Consider the following 22167-nt stretch of genomic DNA (forward strand, 5'->3'; position numbering starts at 1 on the left):
GGTGAGCGGCTACGAGACTTCCGCCTCCAGCTCCTCGCCGCTGCGCTGCTCGTCCGACACCACCCTGATGGTGACGTCCATGGCGTCGAACGCGCCCGCGGGGCCGATATAGACGCCGTGCAGCGGGATCGCCTGGCGCGGATCGCGTGCGACCGCGACGCGGATGAGGTCGCGGGTGCCGACGATGCCATTGGTCGGATCGAACTCGATCCAGCCCGCGCTCGGCAGGTAGACCTGCACCCAGGCATGCGTCGAACCACCGCCGACATGGCGCTGCTCGATATCCTCCGGCAGGAAGATGTAGCCGGAGACGAATCGTGCGGCGATGCCGAGATGGCGCAGCGCCTCGATCATGAACAGCGCGTAATCGCGGCAGGTCCCGCTACCGGACTGCAAGGTGTCGAGCGGATGCTGCGTGCCCAGCTCGTGGCGCTTGCGGTATTTAAACCGCTCGCGGATGCCGTGGGTCATGCCGCTCAGGATCTTGAAGGTCGGCGTCGGCGCGTCCTCGTCGAGAAAGCCGCGCGCCCATTCCGCGATCTCGCCGTCGGGATCGGTGTATTGCGGCGTGATGTAGTGGACGAGGTCGGGAAACTCCTCGTCGTCATAGGCGAACGGATAGAAATAGGCCGAGTCGTCCGGCGTCAGCGCGAACTCCTCGACTGGATTGTGCTCGACGGTGACGTGCCAGTCGAAGACCAACGTGTCCGCGCGCTCGTCAAAATTCGCGATCGCGACGGAATTGCCGAACACGTCGTGAATCCAGTGCAGCGACATCGGCTCCGGCGAGATCTCGAGCCTGGAGTCGAGCACGCGCAGATCATGGCCGTCGCGCGGACGCAGCATGATCCTGTGCTCGCCGAACGCCACGGGGCGGGTGTAGCGATATTCGGTCTTGTGATGAATCGTCAGCAGCGGCATCGTCAGGCAATCATGGTGAGGTCGGGCGGACCAATCTATAGCAATCCCGCCCGATTCTTCGGGGTGACTGCTGTTTCATTAGGCAATCAGGATGGCTTTAGACACAATCGAGGCGACCAATCAACTCCTCAGCGAGGGTGACGTCCCCCCGGTGCACGAGGTGAATGCGCAAGGGACATCGCCCTTTTTGCTCACCTCGGACCACTACGGGCGGGTATTGCCGCGCGCGCTTGGCGATCTCGGCGTCGCGGGAGGCGAGCTGACGCGGCATATCGCCTGGGACATCGGCATCGCGGGTGTCGCCGACCGGCTGGCAGAGATGCTGGGCGCACATCTGATCGCCCAGCGCTATTCGCGGCTGGTGATCGACTGCAACCGCCCGCCCGGCGCCGTGAGCTCGATCCCCCTGATTTCCGAAGCAACCGCGATCCCGCGCAACGAGGGAATTTCGGAGCAGGAGCGCACAGCGCGCCGGCGCGAGATTTTCGAGCCCTATCACCGCCGTATCGATGCCGCGATCGGCCGCCGCGTGCACGACAAGCGGCCGACGGTGCTGGTGTCGCTGCACAGCTTCACCCCCGTTTACGCCGGCGTCGCGCGTCCCTGGCACATCGGCGCGCTTTACAATCGGGACACCGTGCTGCCGCGGCGGCTGCTCAGGCATCTGCGCAGAGAGAGCGATCTCGTCGTCGGCGACAACGAGCCCTACGCGGTCAACGACCTCACCGACTACACCATTCCCGTGCACGGCGAGGGCCGCGGCATCGTCAACACCGGCATCGAGATCCGCCAGGATCTGATCGCCGACCAGTCCGGCCAGCAACAATGGGCCGAGCGGTTGGCGGGGATTTTTGCGGAGATCGAGCTGGAGCTGCGGGCAGAGAGGCTTATCGACTAGCCCGATGGCGGTTATTTTGCCCTGGTCAGCGCCAGCCAGATGCCGCCGCCGATCATGAAGCCGCCGGAGATGCGCGACATCATGCGGGTGCGGCGGGCCGAAAAGAACTTACGGGCCCGCCCCGCGGCGATGGCGTAGAGCGCGTCCGTCATCACCGCAGTGACCATGAAGGTTGCACCCAGCAGCGCGACCTGCGGGAAGTGGTCGCGATTCATGTCCATGAACTGCGGGATGAAGGCGCCGAAGAACACCAGCACCTTCGGGTTCGACAGCAGCACCAGGAAACCTTGCAGGAAGAATCCGCCGCGCGGCGGCGCCGGCGGCTGGTCCACATTGACGCCCTCGACCGGCGCCCAGATCAGCTTGACCCCGAGCCAGACCAGATAGGCGGCGCCGGCAAAGCGCACCCAGTCGAACCAGTAGCCCATGGTCGCCATCAGCGAGGTCAGGCCGACCGCGACGATGCCGATGACGATGGCAAGACCGGCCTGCGCGCCGGCCACATTGGTCAACGCCGCACGCGTGCCGTGGCGCAGCCCGTTGGCGATGACGAGCGTGACGATCGGCCCCGGCAGCAGCGCCAGCGCGATGCAGGCGGCAAGGAAGGCGAGATAGGCTTGCAGAGACATCATGGGGAGGACTCGCTGAGAGCGGTTTTGAGCATTAATGCATGACACTCAATGTCCGTCCAGCGCCGCAGCCCCCACGTCTTCATCTCCGGCGTCTGCAGGAACACGAGCACCGCGCGCTGCATCACCGTCTTGACATGCAACCATTTGGTTGCCTATTATCGTCACCATGGATGAGGTCTTCAAAGCGCTCGCCGATGCGTCACGACGGTCGCTGCTCGACAGGCTTCACACCAGGAACGGCCAGACGCTGAACGAACTCTGCGAAGGCCTCGCGATGACGCGCCAGGCGGTGACCAAGCACCTTGCGATTCTGGAACAGGCCAATCTGGTCACGACCATCAGGCACGGCCGCGAGAAGCTGCACTATCTCAATCCAGTTCCGATCCATCAGATCGGCGAACGCTGGATCAAGAAATTCGAGCGCGGCAAGCTCGCCGCACTCGGCGAGTTGAAACGCCAGTTGGAGAAGCGCGATGAGTAAGCCGCAATTCGTCTATGTCACCTACATCGAGACCACGCCAACGAGGCTGTGGGAGGCGCTGACATCAAGCGAGTTCACCAAGCAATATTGGTTCGGCGCCGAGGTCAGGTCCGACTGGAAAATCGGCTCCCCTTTCGCGCTGCTGCTGGACGGCGAGACCACCGATTCCGGCGAAATCCTCGAAGCCGATCCGCCGCGGCGGTTGTCCTACAGCTTCAAGCACCAGAAATACGAAGAGCTGCGCGGCGAACCGATCTCGCGCGTCGTGTTCACCATCGAACCGTTCGGCTCGCTCGTGCGTTTGACCGTGCTGCATGACGGCTTCGTCGAAGGCGGCAAATATCTCGGCGCCGTTTCCAACGGCTGGCCGGCGATCCTGTCCGGTCTCAAGAGCCTGCTGGAACGCGGCAAAGTGCTGGCCATTCCGCGCGCAGCCCTCAACAAGGGATTCGATGCAAAATGAACCTCGATCAGTTCAAGCCGCTCACCGTCTACACGATCTACATCGCCGCGACGCCGGACAAGGTGTGGGAGGCGCTGACCTCCGCCGAGTTCAGCCGCAAATACTTTTCCGGCTTTGCGGTTGAAATGGAGCCCAGACTCGGCGGCAAATTCATCGTGCGCGCGCCTGACGGGTCGGAACACATCTCAGGCGATGTGTTCGAATACGATCCGCCGAACAGGCTGACGGTGACGTGGAACGTCAACTGGCCCGACCTCGTCGCAAAGCTCGGCACCACGCTTGTCACTTACGAGATCGAACAAGCCGGCGAGGCCGTCCGCCTCACCATGAGCGAACGTCACGACCGCCCGCTCAGCGACGACATCCTTTCCGGCGGCCGCACCGGCTGGCCCGCAATCCTATCGGGGCTGAAGAGCCTGCTGGAAACGGGCAAGGCGCCGCAGATCAAGATGGCGCCGCCGGCGCAGATGCTGGAAGCGTTGAAGGCGATGGGGATCAAGACGCCGTAGCGGACGAACCCTGCGCCGTCACCGCTTCTTCTTCACCGGCGGATTGATTTCGTCGATCTTGCGACTGCAATCCGCTTCCGAAACGTGCGGGCCCGAGACAAAGGTCCCGCTGACCTTGATCGCGTACCAGCCCGACTCGACGCCGAGCCGGAGCGCTTCTTCTGTCTTGACGTGCCGTGGCGAGAGAGCTTGCATCGGTTGAGTTTGCATCGGGTGCTTTCGGTTGGCGTTCGATCTCATGATCGAATCGCGGTGAAACCTTCAGGCGTCCGCGGCACGGGCGTGCCGCGGACGCCTCACCGCTGGAGCGGGCAATCTGCGCAACGACCGCTGTTGCGACGTCGCGATGAGTCGGCTCCGCCAGTGCGAGGGAATGAGGCGCTTCACGTCGCGCGAATAGTCGTGGCGCTGCATATGCGCAGAGACGACAGGTTCTTTCCGACGTTGTCGGCACCGTGCGCGCAATCGCCGCAATTAGCTATCGTTTTCTCGCCCGTGCCGCGCTTTTGAAGCGCTAATTGCCGTTCGCGACCGAATAAGCCGTCGAAGCCTTGTGATCGGCCGCTTCGTAGCCATGTTGGGAGCTTAGCCAAGGGAAAAACGTATGAAGCTCCGCGTCGGGTTTGAGATGCTATACGAATTCCCGCAACCGACGCCTATGATCATGGTGTTAGGCACGCACTTCACCCGCGCCTCCGATGTCATCGTGCCCGACCTGGTGACCACGAGACCCTCGGTGCCGATCACTCCCTATCGCGACCTCTTCGGCAATTGGTGCAGCCGTATCGTAGCGCCGGCCGGCACCTTTCGCCTTGCCGGCGATGGGGTCGTGAGCGACAGCGGCCTGCCCGACCCAGCGTTTCCGAACGCAGTTCAGCACGCCGTCGAGGCGCTGCCGACCGACACGCTCGTCTATCTGCTCGGCAGTCGCTACTGCGAGACCGATCGCCTGTCGGATATCGCGTGGAAATTGTTCGAGCACACGCCGCCCGGCTGGGCGCGGGTCCAGGCCATCTGCGATTTCGTTCATCGTCACATCGCCTTCGGCTATGAGCACGCGCGCGCAACCAAGACGGCGCGGGAAGTCTACGACGAAGGAAAGGGTGTGTGCCGCGACTATGCTCATCTTGCCATCGCGTTCTGCCGCTGCATGAACATCCCGGCGCGCTACTGCACCGGCTATCTTAGCGACATCGGCACGCCGAAGCCCTGGGCCGCGGGAGATTTCGCCGGCTGGTTCGAGGCTTATCTCGGCGGAAGCTGGCACATGTTCGATCCCCGCAACAACACGCCGCGGATCGGCCGCGTGCTGATCGCGCAGGGACGCGATGCCGCGGACGTCCCGATCACCCAGACCTTCGGTCCGAATAAGCTGCTCAATTTCAAGGTATGGACCGACGAGGTTGCCTGATGACAGACAGCAGCGTTGCGCTTAGCGCCGATGAATTTGCGTCGTTGGCCGAGATCGGCAAGGGCAAGGCGCAAGGCGAAATTCCGCAAGCGCACGGCGAGCGGCTGACCAACCTCGGTTATGCGATCAGGCGCCTCGGTGAACTCGAACTGACCTCATCAGGCGAGCGCCGGCTGGCAACGGGCGAATAGCTCGCTGGCGTTGCGTCCGGCTCGCTGTTACGCCACCGGCACCACGATCCGCCGATAAAGATGCCAGGTCGCGTGCCCGAGCACGGGCAGCGTCACCACCAGCCCCAGAAAATACGGCAGCGCCGAGACGATCAGGACCATCACGATCACCGCGGCCCAGCCAATCATCGGCAGCGGGCTGGCGACGACCGCGCGCACGCTCGTCACCATCGCCGTGACGAAATCGACCTCACGATCGAGCAGCAGCGGAAACGACACCACGGTCAGCGAAAACAGGATCAACGACAGCACCGCGCCGACCGCGTTGCCGATGCCGAGGAACAGCAAGCCCTCGTTCGTGGTCAGCACCACCGTCATGAACTCCTGCAGGCTCGGGAACGAGGCATGCAGGCCGAGCAGCAGCGCGATCAGAAGCCGCACCTGATACATCCAGACCACGAAGACGAACAGCGTGACGAAGGCCATCCAGCCGATCTCGCTGCGCGCGCGCACGGCCGACCAGATCGCGCCGGGCGAGACGGGCTCGCCGCGCTCGCGGCGACGGCTGACTTCATAGAGCCCGATCGCCACGAATGGCCCGAGCAGCGCGAAGCCGGCGGCCAGCGGATAGACCAGATAGACCATGCCGAACGCGGTGAAGCACAGCATGATGGCAATGCCGCCGGCGGCGTAGAGCGCACCGAAGCAGAGGCCGTAAAGCGGCAGCGCCTGGAAATCACGCAGGCCCTCGACCAGCGCCTCGGCGATGTCGGTCGCCGCGACGGGACGCACCACCGGATCGACCTTGCCCGAAATGGACATCAGCTCCCTCCTCCTTAACCGGTGCGATCTCCGTCGCACGCGGATGACCTCGATCTTAGAGTCCCCGCGGCCGGCGCGCACGCGCGAGTTGACGGCCGGACGACGGTATCCCGAGGCCGCCGGCGCAGACCCGGGAAAGCCATCGCGCCGTCGGCGGCGCTCCTTTCGAGAAGCTCATCCGTGCTGCAACTAGCTCGAAATCTTTCCCCGTCGAGGACATTTTCGGCCCGTTGCCTATGGACTGAGCGGAGGGTGGTGCCGCAAATTGGGTCCTTGAACGAGCGCGCGATGACCAGATTGGACCGTCCGACCGATGAGCTTGCGTACCCGGCTACTGATACTCGTCATCGCGGCCATGCTGGTGCCGGCGAGCCTCGTCGGGCTGCGTTTCGTGCAGAACCGGAGCAGTGAAATCAACGCCGCCCTGGCCAATCTGGCGGCCTCGGCCGACGACATTGCCAGCGATCTGAGTGAGAAGATTCAAGGGACCGCGCAGCTTCACTACGGTCTGGCCCGCGCACGCGACCTCGACACGCGCGACAAGGCGGCATGCTCTGCGTTTCTATCGGACGTGCGCGAGGAATACCCTCAGTTCACGGGAATCCTGACCATCGACCCTGACGGCAGCCTGTTCTGCGACTCGCTGCGGACCAACCGCACCCTCGATCTGAGGGATCGCGCCTATTTCAAGCAGGCCCTGGTCTCGCGTAGCGTCGTGGTTGAGCCGGTATTCGGCCGGCTGACCGGAATATCGGTGCTCCAGATCGCATATCCGGTGCGATCGGAGGCGGGCGCGCTGAAGCTGGTGCTGCTCGCCTCGTTCAACCTGCGCAAATTCGCCGAGTATCACCACAAGCGGCTGCTCGCCGAGAAGGATGTCCTGCTCATCGACGCCAAGGGCACCGTTCTCGTCGCCCCCTCGACAGCCGGCTGGACCGCGCCCGTGGGCGCGTCGATTGCGGGATCCGACCTGCTCCGCTTCGCGACGGCTCCCGATCAAAATGCATTTCAGGAAGTGACCGATCGCGACGGCCGCACGCAGGTCTGGGCCGTCGCCCACTCGCCTTCGATCCGTGATGCCGGCCTCTACATCCTGGTCGGACGCTCCAAGGACGGACTGGTCGCGGCGGCGAATCGCCGGCTCTACGAGGACATGGCGATCCTCGCGGTGGCCTTGCTGCTGCTGCTGGCCGGCGTATGGATCCTCGCGACCGTGAGCGTGGGGCGCCAGGTCGGGCGGCTCGCCAACATGGCGAAGAGACTCGGGCTCGGCGATCTCAGCGCCCGAATTCCCCCTCCCCATCCGCGCGGCGAGCTGGGCGGATTGATGACCCTGCTCAACAGCACCGCCGAGTCGCTCGAGCAGCAACGCGCGGCCATCGCGGACCTCAACCAGAAGCTCAGCCAATCCCAGAAGATGGAGGCCATGGGCCAGCTCACCGGCGGCGTGGCGCATGACTTCAACAATCTCCTCACCGTCATTCTCGGCAATTCGGAGCACCTTGCCGACAGGCTGGCGGGGAACAAGGAGTTGCACCGGATCGCCGGCGACATCGCGACGGCCGCCGAGCGCGGCTCCGACCTGACGCGGAGCCTGCTCGCCTTCGCGCGCAAGCAGCCCCTGAGGCCGCGAGAGATCGACATCGGCGAGAAGCTTAAGGAGATGGAACACTTGTTGCGCCGCCCCTTGGGCGAGCACATCGAATGCACCTTCGCGCTCGCACCGGACCTGTGGTTGATCAGCATCGATCCCGGCCAGCTGACGACTGCGCTGCTCAATCTCGTGCTCAACGCGCGCGATGTCATGCAGTTGGGCGGCAGGCTGACGATCGAGGCGCGCAATGTCTCGCTCGGTGAATCCGACTTGGACATCAATGGCGAACCGCGACCCGGCGACTATGTCATGGTGGCCGTGACCGACACCGGCAGCGGCATGACCGCCGAGGTGGCGAGCCGGGCGTTCGAGCCGTTCTTCACCACCAAGGAGGTCGGCAAGGGGACCGGGCTCGGCCTGAGCATGGTCTACGGGTTTGTTCGACAGTCCGGCGGGCTGGTGCAGATGCAGTCCGCACCGAGACAAGGCAGCACCGTCAGGCTGTTCTTTCCCCGCCTGGCGACACCGCCAAACGAGGACGCCTCACCCGCCGAAGGGATCGTCACGCGCGAAGGAAGCGAGACCATTCTCGTCGTCGAGGACGACGACATGGTTCGGACTTATGTCGAAAGCGAGCTGAAGACGCTCGGCTACCGCGTCATCACGGCCGCAAGCGGCCCGGCAGCGCTCGACGTGTTGCGCCAGTCCGGCGACATCGACCTGCTGTTCAGCGACGTCGTGATGCCCGGCGGCATGTTCGGGCCGGAGCTTGCCAGGCAAGCAATCCAGTTGCGGCCCGGGCTCAAGGTGCTCTTCACCTCCGGCTACAGCCAAAATCCGGTCAAGGCGCCCGATGGAATCGGCGATGCCCGCATCCTGACCAAGCCGTTCCGGCGGCGAGACCTCGCCGCGATGCTGCGGTCCGCGCTGTCGACGCCGCAGCGGTGAGATGACGATGTGCTCTACCCGAGCGCTCGCAGCTCGCGCCGCAGCACCTTTCCGGTGGCGGTCATCGGCAATGTCTCCGCGAACTCCACGAAGCGCGGGTATTCGTGGGCGGCGAGCTGCACCTTGACGAACTCCTGGATCTCGCGCGCGAGCGCGCCGCCGGCGGCAAAGCCCGGGCGCAGCACGATCCAGGCCTTGATCGATTCGGTGCGGATCGGATCGGGAATGCCGACCACCGCCGCCATCGCCACTGCCGGATGCTTCATCAGCGTGTGCTCGATCTCGGACGGACCGACGCGATAACCGGCGGTGGTGATGACGTCGTCCTCGCGGCTGACGTACCAGAAGTAACCGTCCTCGTCCTGAATGCCGAGATCGCCGGTGAGCAGGAACTCGCCGGCATATTTCTTCGCCGTCGCCTCCGGATTGCGCCAGTATTCCAGCATCGTGCAAGGACAGGGTTGGCGCACGCCGATGATGCCGCGCTGGCCAGGTGGCTGCTCCTCGCCTCTGTCGTTGACGATGCGAACATCGAAACCCGGCGTCGCCTTGCCCATCGAACCGGGGCGGATCGGAAACAGATTCGCGTTGCTGCCGATCACGAGATTGCATTCGGTCTGGCCAAACACCTCATGCGCGTCGATGCCGAAAGTCTCGCGCACCCATCCGAGCAGCTCGCCGCCGAGGGACTCGCCGCCGGTAAAGATGCTGCGCAGCCTGACGCCCGGATGCGTCACGCCGGCCTGCCGCATCAGCTTCAGCGCGGTCGGCGGCAGGAAGACATTGCGCACGCCGAGATCGGCCATCATCTGCATCGCCGCTTGCGGCTCGAACTTTCGCGCGCGGTGGCCGACCAGAGGAATGCCGTGATACCAGAACGCGAACAGGCCGTTGATGAGGCCGCCGATCCAGGCCCAGTCTGCCGGCGTCCACATCAGATCGCCGGGGCGCGGCAGGAAGTTGTGGCACATCTCGACATTGGGGAGATGTCCGAGCACGACGCGGTGGGCGTGCAGCGCGCCCTTCGGATTGCCCGTCGTGCCCGAGGTGTAGATGATCAGCGCGGGATCGTCCGCAGACGTGTCCACCAGCCTGAACTCGGGCGATGCCGCCTTGACCGAATTCCAGAACGATGTCGTGCCCGCCGGCGTTCGTTCGCCAACGATGTAGACATTCTTCAGCTCCGGCAGACGGTCGCGAATCTTCGAAAGCTTCTCCCAGCCCGCCTTGTCGGTGACGATCGCCTTGGCCTGCGAGTTCGACAGACGGAATTCCAGCGCGTCTTCGCCGAACAGCGCGAACAGCGGAATGGAGATCATCGCCGAACGGAACGCGGCCATATGCGCGATCGGCAGCTCAAGCGACTGCGACAGGAACACCGCGACGCGGTCGCCGCGGGCAAGACCATCTGCCTTCAGCACATTGGCGAAGCGGCGCGACATCTCCGCAACCTCGTCAAAGGATGTGCGCGTGATGGCGCCGTTCTCGTCGACATAGACCAGCGCGAGCCGGCCGGTGCCGTCGGCGTGGCGATCGCAGCAGGCCTCCGCCATATTGAAGCGCGCCGGGATCTCCCAGCGGAAATTGCTGTAGAGTTCGTCGTAAGTGCTGGCTTCGGTGAGCATGGCTGCGGGCGTTTCCACGATCTCGGCGTCATGGCCGGACTTGTTCCGGCCATCCACGTTCTTGTTTGGCCCCAGTTTAAGGACGTGGATGCCCGGGACAAGCCCGGGCATGACGGCTGTGGCTACCGCACCGTCCGGAAGAACTTTCTGACCTCGCCGACATACAGCTCCGGCTGCTCGAATGCGGCGAAATGGCCGCCCTTCTCCATCTCGCTCCAATGCGTGATGTTGTGAAAGTTCGGCTCCATCCAGCGCCGCACCGGCGTGATGATCTCCTTGGGGAAGACAGCCACGCCCGTCGGCACCTTGACGACCGGCGAGGTCCGGCGCTTGCCGAAGCTTTCCCAATAGAGCCGCGCAGACGAGGTCGCCGTCTCCGTCGCCCAGTAGAGCATGACGTTGTCGAGCAGCTCGTCCTTGGTGAAGATGTTTTCGGGATGACCGTTGCAATCGGTCCAGGCCCAGAATTTTTCCAGAATCCAGGCCGCCTGTCCGCTCGGCGAATCGGTCAGAGCGTAACCGAGTGTCTGCGGCCGCGTCGATTGCTGCTTCGAATAGCCGGAGTCGAGGTCGACATAATGCTTGAGGCCGGCGAGCGCGCGCTTCTCTTCCGGCGTCGGTTCGCCCTCGACTTTCGGCGCGGCGTTGAAGGCGAGCGTGACGTGGATGCCGGCGCAATGCTCGCCGTCCTGCATGCCAAGCGAGGTCGTCACCGCCGAGCCCCAGTCGCCGCCCTGCGCGCCATAACTAATATAGCCGAGCCGATCCATCAGCTTGGCCCAGGTCGCGGCGATACGATCGACGCCCCAGCCGGTGGTGTTCGGTTTGCCGGAGAACCCAAAGCCCGGCAGCGACGGACAGACGACATGGAAAGCATCGGCGGGATTGCCGCCATGCGCGACAGGATCGACCAGCGGCGCGATCACCTTCTGGAATTCGACGATCGAGCCGGGCCAGCCATGGGTGATGATCAGCGGCAGCGCCGACGGCTCCTTCGAGCGCACATGCAGGAAGTGGATGTCGAGCCCGTCGATCTCGGTGGTGAACTGCTCGAAGCGGTTGAGTTTTGCCTCGCGCGCGCGCCAGTCGTAGCCATCAGCCCAATAGGCGCAGATCTCCTGGATCCATGCCAGCGGCGCACCCTGCCTCCAGTCGGAGACGAGCTCCGCCTCCGGCCAGCGCGTGCGGGCCAGGCGCGATTTGAGGTCGGTGAGAATGTCGTCGCTGATGGCGACGCGGAACGGCTTGATGGCGGTCATGGGAGAGGCCCTGCTCATCGGAGGTTCGTCATGGCCGGGCTCGTCCCGGCCATCCACGTTCTTTTTCTTCATTCTGAAGAACGTGGATGCCCGGCACAAGGCCGGGCATAACGGGATGATAGTCTGTCAGCTCCTGGCAAACCTTTCGGCGCGGCCGTCTAGCCCGTCAGAGCAGCCTTCACCAAACCGGAGGCCTTGCCGAAATCCATCTGGCCGGCGTACTTCGTCTTCAGCACGGCGATCACCTTGCCCATGTCCTTCATGCCGGCGGCGCCGGTCTCGGCGATCGCGTCCGAGATCGCCTTCTTGACGTCGTCGTCCGACATCTGCTTCGGCAGATACGCCGAGATCACCGCGATCTCCTCGCGCTCCTGCGCCGCGAGCTCGGCACGGCCGCCCTTCTCGTAGAGCTCGACCGATTCCTGGCGTTGCTTGATCATCTTCTGAAACACGCCGAGCAGATCCGCGTCCGACAGCGGCGGCTTGCCGCTGCCGCGCGCCTCGATGTCGGCGTTCTTGATGGTCGAATTGACCATGCGCAGCGTGGACAGCTTGCGCTCTTCCTTGGCCTTCATGGCCTCCTTGACCGCATTGTTGATGTCGTCGCGCAGCATGATCGTGCTCCCCTAGAATATCCGAGGCCTGATCTAGGCCGTTCGCGGCCCTGAGACAACCGGGGGTCCCAGCCATTCGACCAGCGCGCGCACCGTCGCCGCGGGCTGCTCCGGCTGCGGCAGATGTCCGCAATTCTCCAAAACGACGAGCCTTGCACCGGCAATGCCCTCCGCCATCTCCTTCGAGAATGCGTTGGGAATCGTTTTGTCCGCATCGCCCGTCAGCACCAACGTCGGGCATTTGACCGTCGCGAGCGTCCGCCGTGAATCCACCCGCGCGATGATCGCGGTCTGCTGTCGCAGATAGCCTTCGACGCCGACGTCCTCGCCCTGCTCATGCACGAGCTGGCGAATACCGGCATCGTCGCGGCGCGACGGATGCACCAGTTCGGGAAACATCTCCTCGCGCGCGGCACGCAGCTCGCCGCGCCTGGCCCGCTCCATCAGGCCGCGCCGGCGCGCGGTCGCCTCCTCCGCGTCGGGCCGCGCCTGAGTGTTGATCAACGCGAGCCTGGCCACCCGCTCGGGCGCCTGGCGCATGATCTCGAGGGCGATGTAGCCGCCCATGGAATGGCCGGCGAGCGCGAAGCGCGGCGGCGCCTCGCTCAGCACCCGCCGGGCGATTGCCGCCATGCTGTCGTCGCGAATATGGTTGGCGACCATCACCGGGCCGAACCGCCACAGCGCTGGGATGACCGGCGCATAGATCCGGGCCGAGGAAGCTAATCCCGGAACCAGCAGAATCGGCGTCGTCTGGTCCATTATTGCCTCCCAAGCCCCGGAACTTGCCGGAAATTATGCCGCGGAGCTTAGGGGCCCAAGGCGACCTGTCAAATATGCAAAAACGCATGTGAATCGGCGCATCTCCGCTTTGACGCCGGCGCCCGCGGAGACTATGAACCGGGCTCATGACACAACATGATAACGATCCCGCCTGGCCGGACCACAAACCGACCGCGCTGTTGGTGCTTGCCGATGGCACGGTGCTGGAAGGCTTTGGCCTTGGCGCCGAAGGCCAAGCCGTCGGCGAGGTCTGCTTCAACACCGCGATGACCGGCTATGAGGAGATCCTCACCGATCCCTCCTATGCCGGCCAGCTCATCACCTTCACGTTCCCCCATATCGGCAACGTCGGCACCAATGACGACGACATCGAGACGGTGAACATGGCCGCGACGCCCGGCGCGCGCGGCGTGATCCTGCGCACCGCGATCACCGATCCCTCGAACTACCGCGCCACCAAGCACCTCGACCAGTGGCTGAAGGCCCGCGGCATCATCGGCCTCTCCGGCATCGACACCCGCGCGCTGACCGCGCTGATCCGCAACAAGGGCATGCCCAACGCCGTGATCGCGCACGCCAGGGATGGCGAGTTCGACCTGCACGGCCTGAAGGAAGAAGCGCGCGAATGGCCGGGCCTCGAGGGCATGGACCTCGTTCCGATGGTCACCTCGGGCCAGCGCTTCACCTGGGACGAGACGCCCTGGCTCTGGGAGAAGGGCTTTGGCCGTCAGGACAAGCCTGAGTTCAACGTGGTCGCCATCGATTACGGCATCAAGCGCAACATTCTGCGCCTGCTCGCCGGCGTCGGCTGCAAGATCACGGTGGTGCCGGCAACGACGTCATCCGAGGACATCCTGGCGATGAAGCCGGACGGCGTGTTCCTGTCCAACGGTCCCGGCGATCCGGCCGCGACCGGCAAATATGCCGTGCCCGTGATCCAGGACGTGATCAAGTCGGGCACGCCGACTTTCGGAATTTGCCTCGGCCATCAGATGCTCGGCCTCGCCGTCGGCGCCAAGACCAAGAAGATGCACCAGGGCCACCACGGCGCCAATCATCCCGTCAAGGACGAGACCACCGGCAAGGTCGAGATCACCTCGATGAACCACGGCTTTGCCGTGGACGAGAGCACCCTGCCGACGGGCGCAACCCAGACCCACATCTCGCTGTTCGACGGCTCCAATTGCGGCATCCAGCTCGACGGCAAGCCGGTGTTCTCGGTGCAGTACCACCCCGAGGCCTCGCCGGGTCCGCGCGACTCGCACTATCTGTTCCAGCGTTTTGCGGACCTGATGCGGCAGAAGAAGAGCGCGTAAGTCGCGCGCTCTTTCGCAACTAACGTCATGACAAAAAGCCCGGGCCTGGTCCCGGGCTTTTTTCGTCAAAGGAACGCCGCTCAACTCCTATCGTTGATCCCTGCTACGCTCACGCAGGAGCCCTTTATGTCCGTCGTTCGCAACAATGCCGAGCCGCTCGCCATCGTGTTTGAGGATGACGGGCTCGTACCGAACAATATCCTCCCCTTCCTGGTCTACCAGGCCGCGGTGAAGCTTGATTCCAGACAGCCGGAAGAGACGATCGAACGCTTGTTCGAAGCGAACGGCTGGGGCGGCACGTGGCGCAATGGCGTCTTCGACTATCTGCATTATCACGCGACGGTGCACGAGGTGCTCGGTGTTGCGCGTGGCAGCGCGCGCGTGCGCTTCGGCGGCGACCATGGCCAGGAGCTGGAGATCAAGGCCGGCGACGTCGCGATCCTGCCCGCCGGCACAGGTCACCAACGCATCAAGGCCAGCGCGGACTTCTGCGTGATCGGCGCCTATCCGCCGGGTGCGAAGATGGAGGTCACCCGCGCAACACCGGAGAACCACGCGAAAGCGCTGAAGACGATTCCAAACGTCGCGCTGCCGCCGGCCGATCCGGTGACGGGGAAGGACGGGGCGTTGATGCGGTTGTGGCTGTAGCTACAAGCAAGGTGATGTAGGGTGGGTTAGCGAAGCGTAACCCACCTCTTCTGTTTCCGCGGAGGCAGACGTGGTGGATTACGCCTGCGGCTAATCCACCCTACGACCTATCCTACGCCTCGTTCGCACCTTCCTGTCTTGTGGCTTCGAACAGGAACCAGGTGCGGCGCTCGGTCTCGTCGATGAAGTTTTCGAGGATGCTGGCGCTGGCGACGTCACCGGCGTCGTCGCAGACCTCGTGCGCCTTGCGCATTGCCGCGGCGACATGCTTGTTGTCCTGCATCAGCTCGCGCAGCATCTCGCGGGGCGGGACATAGTCTTCGTTGTTGTCCTTGATGGTCTGGAGCTTGGCGATCTGCCCGATCGATTTCAGCGTGGTGCCGCCGATCTTGCGGACGCGCTCGGCGAGCTGGTCGGTGGTGGCGAAGATCTGGTCGGACTGTTCGTCGAGCAGCAGATGATAATCGCGGAAATGCCGGCCGCTGATGTGCCAGTGGAAATTCTTGGTCTTTAGATACAGCGCGAAGGCGTCGGCCAGAAGGACGTTGAGCGCCTCCGAAACCTTGTTGACGGCCTGGGACGAAAGATCGGTGGGAGTGTCGAGGTCGGGCGAGACCTTTTGTGGGGCTTTGCTCACGGGAAACCTTCCTGTTAGGACGCAGACATTGACGGCGCGCCGCCGCACCCCTAACGCAGGCGGGCAGCGCCGGTTCCTGCAGCGGAACCGTTTGGCGGGGGCCCTCGACGACCATGGACGATTGGATCGATTACTACGACTCGACGCATACGATCTATGTCAGCAAGCTGCATCGCGACTTGCACTTCCAGATCATCGCGCGGGACATCATCGGCTACATCTCCTCGCCCGAGGCGACCGTGCTCGACTATGCCTGCGGCGAGGCGCTGTCGGCTAGCCAGGTCGCAGCGGCCTGCGGCAAGTTGATCCTCGCCGAGCCCGCGCCCGGCGTGCGCGGCCGGTTGATCTCGCGGTTTGCCCCGAACACGAAAATCCGCGTCCGGTCGCTCGACGACGTCCACAACATGCAGGAGCAGTCGATCGATCTCGTCGTGATGAACTCGGTCGCGCAATACATGGCGCCGGACGAGCTCGACGCCGCACTTCTCAACTTCCGCCGCATCCTAAAGCCCTCGGGCAAGCTCGTGCTGGGCGACATCCTCCAGCCCAATGTCGGCATGTTCAGGGACGTCACAGCGCTACTCAGCTTCGGCCTTCGTCACGGCTTTTTGAAAGATGCGCTGATCGGGCTGATCAGCACCGCATTGTCGGATTACCGTCAGCTGCGCACGCGCATCGGGCTGCAGCGCTACAGTGAGGAGGAGATCACCGCCAAGCTCAAGGCAGCCGGCTTCACGGTCCAGCGCGCTCACCGCAATATCGGCCACAATAGCTGGCGCATGACGTTCGTCGCGCGGCCGCCGTTGGTCCGTTGAGCTTCGTGAATCCGTTAAGCATAACGCCTGCCTGAGGTGGCTTGTCGCACCCCGATCAGTAATGATCGTCGCGGCCCGGTGGCGGAAGTGTCTACGCGAGGGCGATGCATCGCTCTTTATCCTGGTTCAAATCCAGGCCGGGTCTCCAGCCTTCGCTGGCTCCGCCAGCTTCGGCTCGGCGAGCCCTATCGTGGCGAAGGCTGCCGCGGCGAAGCCGAAGGGCGAAGCCGGGCGATTGGCGCACAATCTCTCAACTTCAATCTGCCTCAACCACATCGCGCTGCGACAGCAGCTGCAGCCGGTCCGCCTCCTTGGCGGCCGAGCTGATCACTGCATCGAGCAGACCCGGAAAGCGTGCGTCCAGATCATCGCGGCGCAGCCGCACGAAGCGGTTGGTGCCGGCGACGCGGGTCTGCATCAGGCCGCATTCGCGTAGCTTGGCGAAGTGATAGGCGAGATTCGACTTGCCGCTGAGCGCGTTGAAATCGCCGCAGCACAGCTCGCCGCTGACATGGTCCTGCTGCGCGAGCTGGTACACGATCGCCAATCTGATCGGATCGCTCAGGCAATCCAGAATCATCGGCAGTTCGATTTGCTCGCGGGTGGGGTGAGGTGGGGTGCGGCTCATGGTCTGAGCATCATAGCGAAATGGCCTCGATGTTCAATAGTTCTTGAACCAATTGACTCCTGATCCGGCCCCCTCGATAGTTCAATAAACATTGAACATAGGGAATTCTCGGATGAGCGTATTCTGGTTGGCTCTGGCGGCCTTTGCGATCGGCACGGAAGGCTTTGTCATTGCTGGGCTTTTGCCGTCGATCGCAACCGACCTGGCGATTTCCGTGCCCGCCGCTGGGCAATTGGTCACGGCCTACGCCCTCACCTACGCGGTCGGCTCGCCGATCCTGGCGGTGACGCTGAACAATATCGACCGCCGCACGGTGCTGGCCCTGGCGCTATCGACTTTCATTGCCGGAAACCTCGCGGCGATGGTGGCGTCGAATTACGCCCTGTTGCTGGCCTCGCGCATGCTGATGGCGCTGGGCTCCGGGCTGTGCATGCCGACCGCGCTGGCCGTATCCGTGGCCGTCGCCGCGCCGGAGCGACGCGGCCGTGCGGTGGCGTTGGTCACCTCAGGCCTCACGGTTGCGACCGTCATCGGCGTTCCCCTCGGCAATCTCGTCGGCAGCCTGCTCGGCTGGCGTGCGACCTTTGCCATGGTCGCCCTGATCGGCGCCGTTGCGCTCGCCGGCCTCCTGCTCGGCCTGCCCCGCGGCCTGCCGCGCAACACGGCCTCGCTCAGCGATCGGCTGGCGGTGGCGCGTCACCGCAATATCCTGACGGCGCTTCTGATCACGATTTTATGGGCGCTCGGCGGCTTCACCGTGTTCACCTATTTCGCGGTCCCGCTGCGTGGCCTTGGCTTCGACGCCTCGCAGATCAGCCTCGCGCTGCTGGTGTTCGGCGGCGCCGCCGCGATCGGTAACATGCTCGGCGGCGTCCTCGCCGACCGGCTCGGCACGCTCGCCACAGCAGGTCTCGGGCTTGCCGGCATGGCCAGCGCGCTGATCCTGCATTCGCTGGTCCTGAAGCTGATGCCGGGACAGGCGCATTATGCGGTGCTGGGCGCGATCTTCCTCTGGGGCATCTCGGGATGGGCGTTCTACCCGGCTCAGGTCGCCAGCATCATCCGGATCGAGCCGCAGGCCTCGATGATCGCGCTCTCGCTCAACGCCTCGGCGATGTATCTCGGCTTTTCGATCGGCGGAGCCTTGGGCGGCGCCGTGCTTGCGGCCTGGAGCCCGGCGGATCTGGGCTGGGTCGGCGGATTGAGCGTTTCGGCGGCTCTTCTGGTCCATCTCGCCCGCGGCTGGCAGGCCCGGCCAAAACCGGTCAAAATTGCCGGTTGATGGGCGTTTTTCGGGGTTTCGCCGCCCTGAAAACTGGTCTAAGACCCACCCCGCGCGCGAGGGGGACCACCGCGCTCTCGGCCAAAGGGACGCGCAGCAGGCGCGCCCTTTTTTTGTGCCCAAATTCCACTTCGGCGAGAGTTGATGCCCAAACGTACAGACATCACCACCATCCTGATCATCGGCGCCGGTCCCATCGTGATCGGCCAGGCCTGCGAGTTCGACTATTCGGGCACCCAGGCGGTGAAGACGCTGAAGGAAGAGGGCTATCGCATCGTCCTCGTCAATTCCAATCCGGCCACCATCATGACCGACCCGGAATTGGCCGATGCCACCTATATCGAGCCGATCACGCCCGAGATCGTCGCGAAAATCATCGAGAAGGAACGTCACGTCATTCCCGGCGGCTTCGCGCTGCTGCCGACCATGGGCGGACAGACCGCGCTGAACTGCGCGCTGTCGCTGCGCCAGCAAGGCACGCTGGAAAAGTTCGACGTCGAGATGATCGGCGCTACCGCGGACGCGATCGACAAGGCCGAGGACCGCCAGCTGTTCCGCGAGGCCATGACCAAGATCGGGCTCGAGACGCCGAAGTCGCGGCTCGCCAACGCCTCCGCCCTGAAGAAGTCTTTCCGCGACAAGTACCAGGCCGATCGCGCAAAGGCAGCGGGCGCGGAACTCGCAGAGCTGGAGCGGCAGTGGACGCTCGGCGAGAGCGACCGCCGCAAGCGCTATCAGGAATATGCGCTCGGCCAGGCGCTGATGGCGCTCTCCGAGATCGGCCTGCCCGCGATCATCCGCCCCTCCTTCACCATGGGCGGCACCGGCGGCGGCATTGCCTACAACAAGGAAGAGTTCCTCGACATCATCGAGCGCGGCCTGGATGCGTCTCCCACCAACGAAGTGCTGATCGAAGAATCCGTGCTCGGCTGGAAAGAGTACGAGATGGAGGTGGTGCGCGACAAGAAAGACAATTGCATCATCGTCTGCTCGATCGAGAACCTCGATCCGATGGGCGTGCACACCGGTGATTCCATCACGGTGGCGCCGGCGCTGACGCTGACCGACAAGGAATACCAGATCATGCGCGACGCCTCGCTGGCGGTGCTGCGCGAGATCGGCGTCGAGACCGGCGGCTCCAACGTGCAGTTCGGCGTCAACCCCGAGGACGGCCGCATGGTCGTCATCGAGATGAATCCGCGCGTGTCGCGTTCCTCCGCCCTGGCTTCGAAAGCCACTGGATTTCCGATCGCAAAGGTCGCCGCCAAGCTTGCGGTCGGCTACACGCTCGACGAAATCGCCAACGACATCACCGGCGGCGCCACGCCGGCCTCGTTCGAGCCGACGATCGACTATGTCGTCACCAAGGTGCCGCGTTTCGCATTCGAGAAATTCCCCGGTGCCTCCACCACGCTGACCACGTCGATGAAGTCGGTCGGCGAAGTCATGGCGATCGGCCGCACCTTCCAGGAAAGCCTTCAGAAGGCCTTGCGCGGGCTCGAGACCGGCCTCACCGGCCTTGACGAGATCGAGATCGAAGGTCTCGGCCGCGACGACGACAAGAATGCGATCCGCGCTGCGCTGGGCACGCCGACGCCGAACCGGCTGCTCCAGGTCGCGCAGGCGATGCGGCTCGGCTGGTCGGACGAGGAGATCTTCAATTCCTGCAAGATCGATCCGTGGTTCCTCAGCGAGATGCGCGGCATCGTCGAGATGGAAGCGAAGGTCCGCAAGAACGGACTGCCGGGCAACGCCTTCGGCATGCGCACGCTCAAGGCCATGGGCTTCTCCGATGCCAGGCTCGCGGTGATCGCGGAGACAACGGAGGCCGAGGTCACGGCGAAGCGCCACGCGCTCGGCGTTCGCCCGGTCTACAAGCGCATCGACACCTGCGCGGCCGAGTTCGCTTCGCCCACCGCCTACATGTACTCGACCTATGAGGCGCCGTTCGCGGGCGCGCCTGCGGACGAGAGCTCGCCGTCTGACAAGAAGAAGGTCATCATTCTCGGCGGCGGCCCGAACCGCATCGGCCAGGGCATTGAATTCGACTATTGCTGCTGTCACGCCTGCTTCGCGCTGCACGACGCCGGCTACGAATCCATCATGGTCAACTGCAACCCGGAGACGGTGTCGACCGACTACGACACTGCCGACCGGCTCTATTTCGAGCCGCTCACCGCCGAGGACGTGCTGGAGATCATCGCAAAGGAACGCACGAACGGCACGCTGCATGGCGTGATCGTGCAGTTCGGCGGCCAGACCCCGCTCAAGCTCGCGCGCGCGCTGGAAGCCGCCGAAGTGCCGATCCTCGGCACCTCGCCCGACGCCATCGACCTTGCGGAAGACCGCGACCGCTTCAAGCGCGTGCTCGACAAGCTGCGGCTGAAGCAGCCCAAGAACGGCATCGCCTATTCGGTCGAGCAGGCGAGGCTCGTCTGCTCGGATCTCGGACTACCGCTGGTGGTGCGCCCGTCCTACGTGCTTGGCGGCCGCGCGATGCAAATCATCCGCGAGGAGAACCAGCTCAACGATTACCTGCTCGGCACGCTGCCGGAGCTGGTGCCGTCTGACGTCAAGGCGCGCTACCCGAACGACAAGACCGGCCAGATCAACACCGTGCTCGGCAAAAACCCGCTGCTGTTCGACCGCTATCTGTCAGATGCGACCGAGATCGACGTCGACTGCCTCTGCGACGGCAAGGACACCTTCATCGTCGGCATCATGGAGCACATCGAGGAAGCCGGCATCCATTCCGGCGACAGCGCCTGCTCGCTGCCGCCGCACTCGCTCGATGCCAAGATGATCGACGAGCTGGAGCGGCAGACCCGCGAGCTGGCGCTCGGCCTCGACGTTGTCGGCCTGATGAACGTGCAATACGCGATCAAAGACGGCGATATCTACGTGCTCGAAGTCAATCCGCGCGCCTCGCGCACGGTGCCCTTCGTCGCCAAGGTGGTCGGAACGCCGGTCGCGAAGATCGCCGCGCGCGTCATGGCCGGCGAGAAGCTCGCCGACTTCAAGCTGAAGAAGGCGGAGCTCAAGCATGTCGGCGTGAAGGAATCGGTGTTTCCATTCGCCCGCTTCCCCGGCGTCGACACCGTGTTGGGTCCGGAGATGCGCTCGACCGGCGAGGTCATGGGCATCGACCGTTCCTTCGCGGTGGCGTTCGCCAAGAGCCAGCTCGGCGGCGGCACGCGGGTGCCGCGCAAGGGCACGGTGTTCGTCTCCGTTCGCGAGAGCGACAAGACGCGCATCGCCGAGGCCGTTCGCGAGCTGCATTCGCTCGGCTTCAAGGTGCTGGCGACGTCGGGCACGGCCCGCTTCCTGACCGACCAGGGCATCCCGACCGAGAAGGTGAACAAGGTGCTGGAGGGCCGGCCGCACATCGTCGACGCCATCACCAATGGCGAGGTCCAGCTCGTCTTCAACACCACCGAAGGCCCGCAGGCGCTCGCCGACAGCCGTTCGTTGCGGCGCGCGGCCCTCTTGCATAAAGTGCCGTATTACACCACTCTTTCCGGGGCCGTGGCGGCCGCGCAGGGCATCCGCGCCTATCTGGGCGGGGACCTTGAGGTTCGGACCCTGCAGAGCTACTTTTCGGAAACCTGATCGCGAGCGGGAGGCCCAACCTTCCGCTAAGTGATTGGCGATGAAGCCACTATGGCCGGAGGAACTGTCCGGCCATATGGTTGTTCTGTTCCGGCGCCAAGC

General features: G+C 64.2%; 21 protein-coding genes and 1 pseudogene. 12 read left to right on the top strand and 10 right to left on the bottom strand.

Annotation, left to right across the window (positions count from 1 at the left end):
- Positions 1 to 9 precede the first annotated feature (9 nt).
- Complete coding sequence (locus tag AC0L3U_RS04430) at positions 10 to 921, bottom strand: transglutaminase family protein (RefSeq protein WP_473360843.1); 912 nt, start codon at positions 919 to 921, stop codon at positions 10 to 12.
- Positions 922 to 1012: 91 nt separating this feature from the next.
- On the opposite strand from AC0L3U_RS04430, the gene AC0L3U_RS04435 reads away from it, so the two are divergent.
- Positions 1013 to 1819, top strand: coding sequence for an N-formylglutamate amidohydrolase (locus AC0L3U_RS04435; protein WP_473360844.1), 807 nt, complete (start codon positions 1013 to 1015; stop codon positions 1817 to 1819).
- 11 nt (positions 1820 to 1830) lie between these two features.
- On the opposite strand, the gene AC0L3U_RS04440 is transcribed toward AC0L3U_RS04435, so the two are convergent.
- Positions 1831 to 2451, bottom strand: coding sequence for a LysE family translocator (locus tag AC0L3U_RS04440; protein WP_473360845.1), 621 nt, complete (start codon positions 2449 to 2451; stop codon positions 1831 to 1833).
- Positions 2452 to 2617: 166 nt separating this feature from the next.
- Between AC0L3U_RS04440 and AC0L3U_RS04445 the strand changes: the two genes are divergently transcribed.
- From AC0L3U_RS04445 to AC0L3U_RS04455, 3 genes are read left to right on the top strand one after another with little or no spacing between them, the layout of a single operon-like run.
- Entirely contained in the window at positions 2618 to 2932 is a 315-nt protein-coding gene (locus tag AC0L3U_RS04445) for an ArsR/SmtB family transcription factor (RefSeq protein ID WP_027565303.1), read from the top strand.
- Positions 2925 to 3395 (top strand): SRPBCC family protein, encoded by a 471-nt coding sequence (locus AC0L3U_RS04450; protein ID WP_473360846.1) that lies wholly within the window; start codon positions 2925 to 2927, stop codon positions 3393 to 3395. The genes AC0L3U_RS04445 and AC0L3U_RS04450 overlap by 8 nt, the downstream gene beginning before the upstream one ends.
- Positions 3392 to 3904, top strand: coding sequence for an SRPBCC family protein (locus AC0L3U_RS04455; RefSeq protein ID WP_473360847.1), 513 nt, complete (start codon positions 3392 to 3394; stop codon positions 3902 to 3904). The genes AC0L3U_RS04450 and AC0L3U_RS04455 overlap by 4 nt, the downstream gene beginning before the upstream one ends.
- Before the next feature lie 18 nt (positions 3905 to 3922).
- Here AC0L3U_RS04455 and AC0L3U_RS04460 read toward each other — a convergent pair whose 3' ends face one another.
- Positions 3923 to 4099 carry a hypothetical protein gene (locus AC0L3U_RS04460; RefSeq protein WP_197031093.1) on the bottom strand — a complete coding sequence of 59 codons (177 nt, stop codon included), beginning with the start codon at positions 4097 to 4099 and terminating at the stop codon, positions 3923 to 3925.
- A 409-nt stretch (positions 4100 to 4508) separates the two neighbouring features.
- Between AC0L3U_RS04460 and AC0L3U_RS04465 the strand changes: the two genes are divergently transcribed.
- Positions 4509 to 5315 carry a transglutaminase-like domain-containing protein gene (locus AC0L3U_RS04465; protein WP_473347001.1) on the top strand — a complete coding sequence of 269 codons (807 nt, stop codon included), beginning with the start codon at positions 4509 to 4511 and terminating at the stop codon, positions 5313 to 5315.
- A complete protein-coding gene (locus AC0L3U_RS04470) occupies positions 5315 to 5506 on the top strand; it encodes a hypothetical protein (protein WP_018453604.1) in 192 nt (63 codons plus the stop codon). The genes AC0L3U_RS04465 and AC0L3U_RS04470 overlap by 1 nt, the downstream gene beginning before the upstream one ends.
- Before the next feature lie 27 nt (positions 5507 to 5533).
- Here the strand turns inward: AC0L3U_RS04470 and AC0L3U_RS04475 are convergent, their stop codons facing one another.
- On the bottom strand, positions 5534 to 6307 hold the full coding sequence (locus tag AC0L3U_RS04475) for a DUF2189 domain-containing protein (RefSeq protein WP_473360848.1): 774 nt from the start codon (positions 6305 to 6307) through the stop codon (positions 5534 to 5536).
- A 313-nt stretch (positions 6308 to 6620) separates the two neighbouring features.
- On the opposite strand from AC0L3U_RS04475, the gene AC0L3U_RS04480 reads away from it, so the two are divergent.
- Positions 6621 to 8849: an ATP-binding protein gene (locus AC0L3U_RS04480; protein ID WP_473360849.1), complete on the top strand. Its 2229-nt coding sequence runs from the start codon at positions 6621 to 6623 to the stop codon at positions 8847 to 8849.
- Between the two features lie 14 nt (positions 8850 to 8863).
- Here the strand turns inward: AC0L3U_RS04480 and AC0L3U_RS04485 are convergent, their stop codons facing one another.
- From AC0L3U_RS04485 to AC0L3U_RS04500, 4 genes and pseudogenes are all read right to left on the bottom strand, one after another.
- Positions 8864 to 10474, bottom strand: coding sequence for an acyl-CoA synthetase (locus AC0L3U_RS04485; protein ID WP_473361101.1), 1611 nt, complete (start codon positions 10472 to 10474; stop codon positions 8864 to 8866).
- Between the two features lie 122 nt (positions 10475 to 10596).
- A complete protein-coding gene (locus AC0L3U_RS04490) occupies positions 10597 to 11733 on the bottom strand; it encodes an epoxide hydrolase family protein (protein WP_473360850.1) in 1137 nt (378 codons plus the stop codon).
- 158 nt (positions 11734 to 11891) lie between these two features.
- A complete protein-coding gene (locus AC0L3U_RS04495) occupies positions 11892 to 12347 on the bottom strand; it encodes a GatB/YqeY domain-containing protein (protein ID WP_007614677.1) in 456 nt (151 codons plus the stop codon).
- 33 nt (positions 12348 to 12380) lie between these two features.
- Positions 12381 to 13124: pseudogene (locus AC0L3U_RS04500) on the bottom strand (alpha/beta fold hydrolase); the annotation flags it as partial.
- Positions 13125 to 13255: 131 nt separating this feature from the next.
- Between AC0L3U_RS04500 and carA the strand changes: the two are divergent.
- A complete protein-coding gene (carA, locus tag AC0L3U_RS04505; RefSeq protein WP_473360851.1) occupies positions 13256 to 14446 on the top strand; it encodes a glutamine-hydrolyzing carbamoyl-phosphate synthase small subunit in 1191 nt (396 codons plus the stop codon).
- A 126-nt stretch (positions 14447 to 14572) separates the two neighbouring features.
- Positions 14573 to 15094: a hypothetical protein gene (locus AC0L3U_RS04510; protein ID WP_473360852.1), complete on the top strand. Its 522-nt coding sequence runs from the start codon at positions 14573 to 14575 to the stop codon at positions 15092 to 15094.
- Between the two features lie 112 nt (positions 15095 to 15206).
- Here the strand turns inward: AC0L3U_RS04510 and AC0L3U_RS04515 are convergent, their stop codons facing one another.
- Positions 15207 to 15731, bottom strand: a complete 525-nt coding sequence (locus tag AC0L3U_RS04515) for a Dps family protein (RefSeq protein WP_007596666.1) — start codon at positions 15729 to 15731, stop codon at positions 15207 to 15209.
- Between the two features lie 113 nt (positions 15732 to 15844).
- On the opposite strand from AC0L3U_RS04515, the gene AC0L3U_RS04520 reads away from it, so the two are divergent.
- On the top strand, positions 15845 to 16546 hold the full coding sequence (locus AC0L3U_RS04520; RefSeq protein ID WP_473360853.1) for a class I SAM-dependent methyltransferase: 702 nt from the start codon (positions 15845 to 15847) through the stop codon (positions 16544 to 16546).
- A gap of 256 nt (positions 16547 to 16802) precedes the next feature.
- On the opposite strand, the gene AC0L3U_RS04525 is transcribed toward AC0L3U_RS04520, so the two are convergent.
- Entirely contained in the window at positions 16803 to 17174 is a 372-nt protein-coding gene (locus AC0L3U_RS04525; protein ID WP_473347017.1) for an ArsR/SmtB family transcription factor, read from the bottom strand.
- 112 nt (positions 17175 to 17286) lie between these two features.
- On the opposite strand from AC0L3U_RS04525, the gene AC0L3U_RS04530 reads away from it, so the two are divergent.
- Positions 17287 to 18456: an MFS transporter gene (locus AC0L3U_RS04530; protein ID WP_473360854.1), complete on the top strand. Its 1170-nt coding sequence runs from the start codon at positions 17287 to 17289 to the stop codon at positions 18454 to 18456.
- Positions 18457 to 18600: 144 nt separating this feature from the next.
- Complete coding sequence (gene carB, locus AC0L3U_RS04535) at positions 18601 to 22065, top strand: carbamoyl-phosphate synthase large subunit (RefSeq protein WP_473360855.1); 3465 nt, start codon at positions 18601 to 18603, stop codon at positions 22063 to 22065.
- The last annotated feature ends 102 nt before the right edge of the window (positions 22066 to 22167 follow it).

It is taken from the genome of Bradyrhizobium sp. Kon69, assembly GCF_055807515.1.

Bases quoted from the DNA above. Each gene is read 5' to 3' on its own strand.
- AC0L3U_RS04430 (WP_473360843.1), bottom strand. From the start codon at position 921: ATGCCGCTGCTGACGATTCATCACAAGACCGAATATCGCTACACCCGC.
- AC0L3U_RS04435 (WP_473360844.1), top strand. From the start codon at position 1,013: ATGGCTTTAGACACAATCGAGGCGACCAATCAACTCCTCAGCGAGGGT.
- AC0L3U_RS04440 (WP_473360845.1), bottom strand. From the start codon at position 2,451: ATGATGTCTCTGCAAGCCTATCTCGCCTTCCTTGCCGCCTGCATCGCG.
- AC0L3U_RS04445 (WP_027565303.1), top strand. From the start codon at position 2,618: ATGGATGAGGTCTTCAAAGCGCTCGCCGATGCGTCACGACGGTCGCTG.
- AC0L3U_RS04450 (WP_473360846.1), top strand. From the start codon at position 2,925: ATGAGTAAGCCGCAATTCGTCTATGTCACCTACATCGAGACCACGCCA.
- AC0L3U_RS04455 (WP_473360847.1), top strand. From the start codon at position 3,392: ATGAACCTCGATCAGTTCAAGCCGCTCACCGTCTACACGATCTACATC.
- AC0L3U_RS04460 (WP_197031093.1), bottom strand. From the start codon at position 4,099: ATGCAAGCTCTCTCGCCACGGCACGTCAAGACAGAAGAAGCGCTCCGG.
- AC0L3U_RS04465 (WP_473347001.1), top strand. From the start codon at position 4,509: ATGAAGCTCCGCGTCGGGTTTGAGATGCTATACGAATTCCCGCAACCG.
- AC0L3U_RS04470 (WP_018453604.1), top strand. From the start codon at position 5,315: ATGACAGACAGCAGCGTTGCGCTTAGCGCCGATGAATTTGCGTCGTTG.
- AC0L3U_RS04475 (WP_473360848.1), bottom strand. From the start codon at position 6,307: ATGTCCATTTCGGGCAAGGTCGATCCGGTGGTGCGTCCCGTCGCGGCG.
- AC0L3U_RS04480 (WP_473360849.1), top strand. From the start codon at position 6,621: ATGAGCTTGCGTACCCGGCTACTGATACTCGTCATCGCGGCCATGCTG.
- AC0L3U_RS04485 (WP_473361101.1), bottom strand. From the start codon at position 10,474: ATGCTCACCGAAGCCAGCACTTACGACGAACTCTACAGCAATTTCCGC.
- AC0L3U_RS04490 (WP_473360850.1), bottom strand. From the start codon at position 11,733: ATGACCGCCATCAAGCCGTTCCGCGTCGCCATCAGCGACGACATTCTC.
- AC0L3U_RS04495 (WP_007614677.1), bottom strand. From the start codon at position 12,347: ATGCTGCGCGACGACATCAACAATGCGGTCAAGGAGGCCATGAAGGCC.
- carA (WP_473360851.1), top strand. From the start codon at position 13,256: ATGACACAACATGATAACGATCCCGCCTGGCCGGACCACAAACCGACC.
- AC0L3U_RS04510 (WP_473360852.1), top strand. From the start codon at position 14,573: ATGTCCGTCGTTCGCAACAATGCCGAGCCGCTCGCCATCGTGTTTGAG.
- AC0L3U_RS04520 (WP_473360853.1), top strand. From the start codon at position 15,845: ATGGACGATTGGATCGATTACTACGACTCGACGCATACGATCTATGTC.
- AC0L3U_RS04525 (WP_473347017.1), bottom strand. From the start codon at position 17,174: ATGAGCCGCACCCCACCTCACCCCACCCGCGAGCAAATCGAACTGCCG.
- AC0L3U_RS04530 (WP_473360854.1), top strand. From the start codon at position 17,287: ATGAGCGTATTCTGGTTGGCTCTGGCGGCCTTTGCGATCGGCACGGAA.
- carB (WP_473360855.1), top strand. From the start codon at position 18,601: ATGCCCAAACGTACAGACATCACCACCATCCTGATCATCGGCGCCGGT.